5 protein-coding genes and 1 pseudogene are annotated in these 4443 nt (G+C 56.0%); 2 read left to right on the top strand and 4 right to left on the bottom strand.

From position 1 onward, the window contains the following. Nucleotides 1-111 (top strand): annotated as a pseudogene (locus tag EPL01_RS21265) (IS6 family transposase); the annotation flags it as partial. Between the two features lie 328 nt (nt 112-439). Here the strand turns inward: EPL01_RS21265 and EPL01_RS22310 are convergent. The 4 genes from EPL01_RS22310 to EPL01_RS21240 form a co-directional block, all read right to left on the bottom strand. After that, complete coding sequence (locus EPL01_RS22310) at nt 440-655, bottom strand: DUF8129 domain-containing protein (RefSeq protein ID WP_135827282.1); 216 nt, start codon at nt 653-655, stop codon at nt 440-442. Nucleotides 656-777: 122 nt separating this feature from the next. Beyond that, entirely contained in the window at nt 778-1215 is a 438-nt protein-coding gene (locus tag EPL01_RS21250; RefSeq protein WP_135827281.1) for a hypothetical protein, read from the bottom strand. Nucleotides 1216-1295: 80 nt separating this feature from the next. Further along, on the bottom strand, nt 1296-1742 hold the full coding sequence (locus tag EPL01_RS21245) for an SWIM zinc finger family protein (RefSeq protein ID WP_135827280.1): 447 nt from the start codon (nt 1740-1742) through the stop codon (nt 1296-1298). A gap of 165 nt (nt 1743-1907) precedes the next feature. Next, on the bottom strand, nt 1908-2288 hold the full coding sequence (locus EPL01_RS21240) for a hypothetical protein (protein WP_135827279.1): 381 nt from the start codon (nt 2286-2288) through the stop codon (nt 1908-1910). Nucleotides 2289-2499: 211 nt separating this feature from the next. Between EPL01_RS21240 and EPL01_RS21235 the strand changes: the two genes are divergently transcribed. Beyond that, nucleotides 2500-4206, top strand: coding sequence for an MBL fold metallo-hydrolase (locus EPL01_RS21235; RefSeq protein WP_135827278.1), 1707 nt, complete (start codon nt 2500-2502; stop codon nt 4204-4206). Nucleotides 4207-4443 lie beyond the last annotated feature (237 nt).

Raw genomic sequence — 4443 nt, 5'->3', positions numbered from 1 at the left:
GAGGTAAAACGACGAACCTCATCGTTCAGTAACTGTTTTAGCCATGTCGAACCAGCAACTGCTGAAACATGGTTGCAAGCGTTCGCCGTCTGGCACAATTCCACTAACTAAACACGATGCTGGCGTCGGGGTCGCCATAGAAGTCGACCTCGGTGCGCTTGGCCATTTTCTTGGCTTGGTCGTGGGTGCCCGGCCGGTCGGTCTCGGCCTGGATAGTAGCGTTACGCCGATGAAAATTCGAGATTCCGGCTCCGTTGGAATCCTCAGAAGCTAATAGAAACCGTATGCTGGCTACACCCTCTGTATTCAGCATGTCCCTCGAAATACTATCTGTAACTAATGGGGAGTGCCATAGTTAACCCGTACCGCGAATTGAGCAACACCACCGAATCAGTTACGGTGTAGAAACTGAATAAAGAAATAGTCTCACCAACTACTGTTACGCCTGTTCTGACCGGAGTTCTTCTGCACGTCGCTTGAGCCGTCGGAGGATTTGGATACGATTCTGGTGAGTATTCTCGTAGGCGACACAGGCACGGAGGGTGTCCATGTCGTCTATCGTCGCGATGCTCGGGTCGATGAGCCGGATGTTTCGCGGCTCAAGTCGTTGTTCTGGCGAGAGTCCATTCGATTCGGCATCTGTGACATTGCTCACTTGTCGTCGCCTCCGCTCCTGTTGGAGGCGACGAAAAAACCACTGAGAGCGATTTGCGGGACTCCAGGCCGGAGGAATACGTGAGACGTGTTTCGAGTTGCGGACGAAAGAGCGCGACTGAACTAGCGGTCGCGGTCGGTGTACCGCTGGCGCTCCAGCCGAATCCCTCCAGCAAGGACCTCGCTTTCGTAGTGACCGCCGACGCTTCTATCGAGATCAACGAGTTTGTACACGCCGTCACCGGTCCAGCCACAGTCGGCTGAACAACCTGCGACCGCGTACGCATTTGCATCCTCGCCGAGATGGATACCGTCGAGCGTGAGCGCGCTATCGCACGCTGGACAGATGGGACTGACCGAGGTGTACGTATGCCCGAGCATCGCTTCGATGTCTGCCGTGGAGTCACCGAGTGTCTCGTTGAGGACGGTGCCAACAGCTGTTTCGAGGGATTCACAGAGTGCCTGCTGTTCGGCTTCGTCCTCTGGAAGGTTGGCATTCGTAACTGCGATGGTTAGTCGTGCGAGCGAAGCGTCGTCGTTGGTGTTTTCGGGGGAAGTCATGGAGTTCGGAATCTGTTGAGAGTCGTTGTGCTTCGATACAGCGTAAGAACACGCAAGGGGTCGTCTCGACGTGCAGAGTGTTATTCAGGGAGGTCACGTCGTCCGGTCCGGTAGCACTCCCAGCACGGAAAATCGCTGGAGAGGTCTGCACAGTCGCAGTCTGGCTCGTCGGCCTCCGCTTGTTCTTCGGAGTTCTTCTCGTGGTCGCGCACTTGGTTTGAGGACTGGATAGCCTCGCCACCGTCGGTGAGAAGTTGGTGGTGGCGAACCGCGTCGAGAATGGGTTGACGGAGCGCAACAGCGACGCGGTGTTTGCACGCTCCGCTGTATTTTGCGTCTGCCGGGCACGTACACGCGGTCGGCAGGTCGTCCTCGATTCGGACGGTGTACTCGTGATTCTCCGGGTCGGCGTAGCTCCCGTTCCGAACACGCACATCATCGTTTTGGAGTTCGAATTCGAGGGCTTCGTACTGGGCGCGTTTCCGGACTCTACTCGTCGTCTTGAGTCTTGCAAGTGGTGTCGTCATTGTGGTCGTGAGGCACCGAGAAGTCGAGTGCCCCGCACCCTTCGGGGGCAGAAAAACTAACTGACCGGCTCTAACTCGTCCATCGAACCGACAAATATCTTATCTGACACTCCCCGAAACCAGGTTCAGCGACAGCATCCGTCTTGATAGGACGCGTCACACCGTTCAATCCTCAATTGGCTCAAGAGTTCGAAGGTCTGCTTGCAGGACGTCGCCATGCCGGACGACGTATCGAGCGGCAAGTACTGGGAACCGACACTTTGTGAATCCGGCCGTTTGAATATCGAGTTCGTCGCCCTCCTCGACGTACGTTGCGAGTGCTCGAAGGAACTCGTGGGTCCGCTGTCCTGCTTCGTAGTCGGGCAGGCCGTTTTCTCGACGCCCGTAGACCTCGAATGCGTCGTAGCCCCAAATCGAGAGTCGGTCGTTGTCGTCAACCTCCCATTCGAGCGTTCCGAAACAGTATGATTCGCAGAGTTCTCGAACTGCCTGTGCATCGGTGACGGTGACACCGTCCGACGTTGTTGCTGCTTGGAGTGTTGCCATGGTTCTCGGGCAGGGAATGTTGTCCCCGCACCCTTTCTGGGGTCGAAAAACACATCGTAATCGCCGGTCTCAATCCGATCCACTTCTGCGCGGCCTCGGCGAGTTTCGATGGCGAGTCTCTATTCGAGGGGACGAAATAGAGTATTCTCGTAGTGGAGGAACTCTTTGTCGGGTTTTCAAGTACGGGTGGTCCTACCATACTTGTAAATAGATGGATGTCTCGTACCAGAATGCGAATGTTTACGCTGGCAATGAGTCGACCCTCTTGCGATTTCACACGAATGACGGGACGACTGCGTGCATCCTCATCGATGCCGGAAACGGCGTTGATTTAGACGCCCTCCTCGCTGACGATGAATATTTAAACGCGATACTACTCACGCACGGCCATATCGACCACTACCGGACACTTGGCGATAATGTTCGCCACAACGCTCCGATCTATACGGCCCCCGCAACAGCGACAATTGTCGAGCGCGCTCTCCCTGAAGCCCAGAAACACAACGACCTCGGAGCTGTTTCGGACGCACTTGACGCGCTCGAACCAATCGAGGACTGGACCGCTATCCTACCAAACCTCGAAGTTCGCCCGATTCCGGTGGGGCACACGCCCGGTGCTGTTGGATTCGTCATCCGGTTCCACGACGAAGCGAGCGCTAACTCAGCATTCGATGACGAGATGCAGTATCTCTTGGCGACAGGTGACTTCACGACTCGGCCCTGCGCGGGATATCCCGGACTGGAGACGGCCTTGCCGGTCGATATCGACGCCGTTCTGCTGAACGTTGCGACGACCGACGAGTACACGACCCACCTCAACGATTCGTTGCGAACGATTCTCGAACGCGGGTTCGCAGGGTCGTCTGTCGTCGTTGCAACGAGCGCGCTAACTGGCGTTCACTACGCGACGCTCCTCGGCCACCTCGCCGACGAGCTTGACCGGACACTCCCGATTCGGCTCGTTGGTCAAACCGCGAAACTCTGGGACGACCTTGACTTCGATACGCCGAACGTCGAATCACAGCCGGTTTTCTCTGAGCCGTCGGAGGTACTGGACTCGGGTGCAATCACGATTTGTGGTCCTGACGAGCCTGTCCGAGGAAGCGCCAAGCGATTGTTCGGGGCTATCGAGGACGACCCCTCTGCGGTGTTCGTCCAACTTACAACGGGCGGAGTTGAGCCTGTTTCCGGCGGGTCGTGTACGACCCACGCATTCGAGGTGATCAACCATCCGACGCCCGAGACGCTTGACGAGACTGTCGAGGAGTTAGCGCCACAGCACGTCGTCATCAAGCATGCGACGGGTGGGGAGTTGAATCGGTTCCAGAAGCGCTACGACGACTGTTTCACATGGGGTACCAACGACTCACACGAGCATACTCTCTACGAGGCGGGGGAATGGGTTGCTCCGGGCTGGCTCACAGACCGCGTCGCCCAAAAGATTCGGATGCAACAATGGCAGGCGCTCGGCGACAAACCCGTCGCTACCCGAGAGAGCTTCCCCGTTCCCGAGCGAACGCCGGTCGATTTATCGGCGGAAGGTGTGGCAGTTGACGAGTTTCGGGACCAATTCTCTACTCAATCAATTGAAGCGGATCACGATAGTCGAACTAGTAGCCCGTCTGCTTCGACTGAAGATCAACAATCACACCCCGCAACGACTGAAGACGTACGCGACGACCCAGCGGCGGCGAGTTCGCCGGATTCCGAGACGGACTCGTTCGAATCGACGGTGTTGACTCGGTTGGACGCTATCGAGTCGAAGCTCGACGCCGAGGACGCGACCGAGACTGTGACAGCACGAGTATTGAGTGGGGATGGGCAGACGTTCTTGCAGGTTTTAGACGAGACTGACCTCCCACCCGGCCAACTCGTTGAATTTCAAATCAACAAGACGGCTACAGACGACTCTGACTGAGACGCTATTTTGGTGTGGCGGCTACCTGACAGTTGAATTTCGAGAACAGGAGGTCTCGTTTGACCGACGGACTGGTGTGTGACGGGATTTCTGCTCCCACCTGTTTCTTGTCTCAAAATCTGGAAGTCGTATTTAATTGCGTAGGTATATCAGGCTCGGTTGACCGCGACCGTTTGAATCTATTCATTCCATCTTTGTTTAATAATACCAAAAATAATTTTATAACTGAATTTATAT

Source organism: Halorussus ruber, assembly GCF_004765785.1.
GTDB classification, from domain to species: domain Archaea; phylum Halobacteriota; class Halobacteria; order Halobacteriales; family Haladaptataceae; genus Halorussus; species Halorussus ruber.
This window is presented reverse-complemented; position numbering and strand designations above follow the sequence as displayed.

What these genes read in the sequence shown, in the direction of transcription:
- EPL01_RS21250 (WP_135827281.1), bottom strand. Translation starts at nt 1,215, where the DNA reads ATGACTTCCCCCGAAAACACCAACGACGACGCTTCGCTCGCACGACTA.
- EPL01_RS21240 (WP_135827279.1), bottom strand. Translation starts at nt 2,288, where the DNA reads ATGGCAACACTCCAAGCAGCAACAACGTCGGACGGTGTCACCGTCACC.
- EPL01_RS21245 (WP_135827280.1), bottom strand. Translation starts at nt 1,742, where the DNA reads ATGACGACACCACTTGCAAGACTCAAGACGACGAGTAGAGTCCGGAAA.
- EPL01_RS21235 (WP_135827278.1), top strand. Translation starts at nt 2,500, where the DNA reads ATGGATGTCTCGTACCAGAATGCGAATGTTTACGCTGGCAATGAGTCG.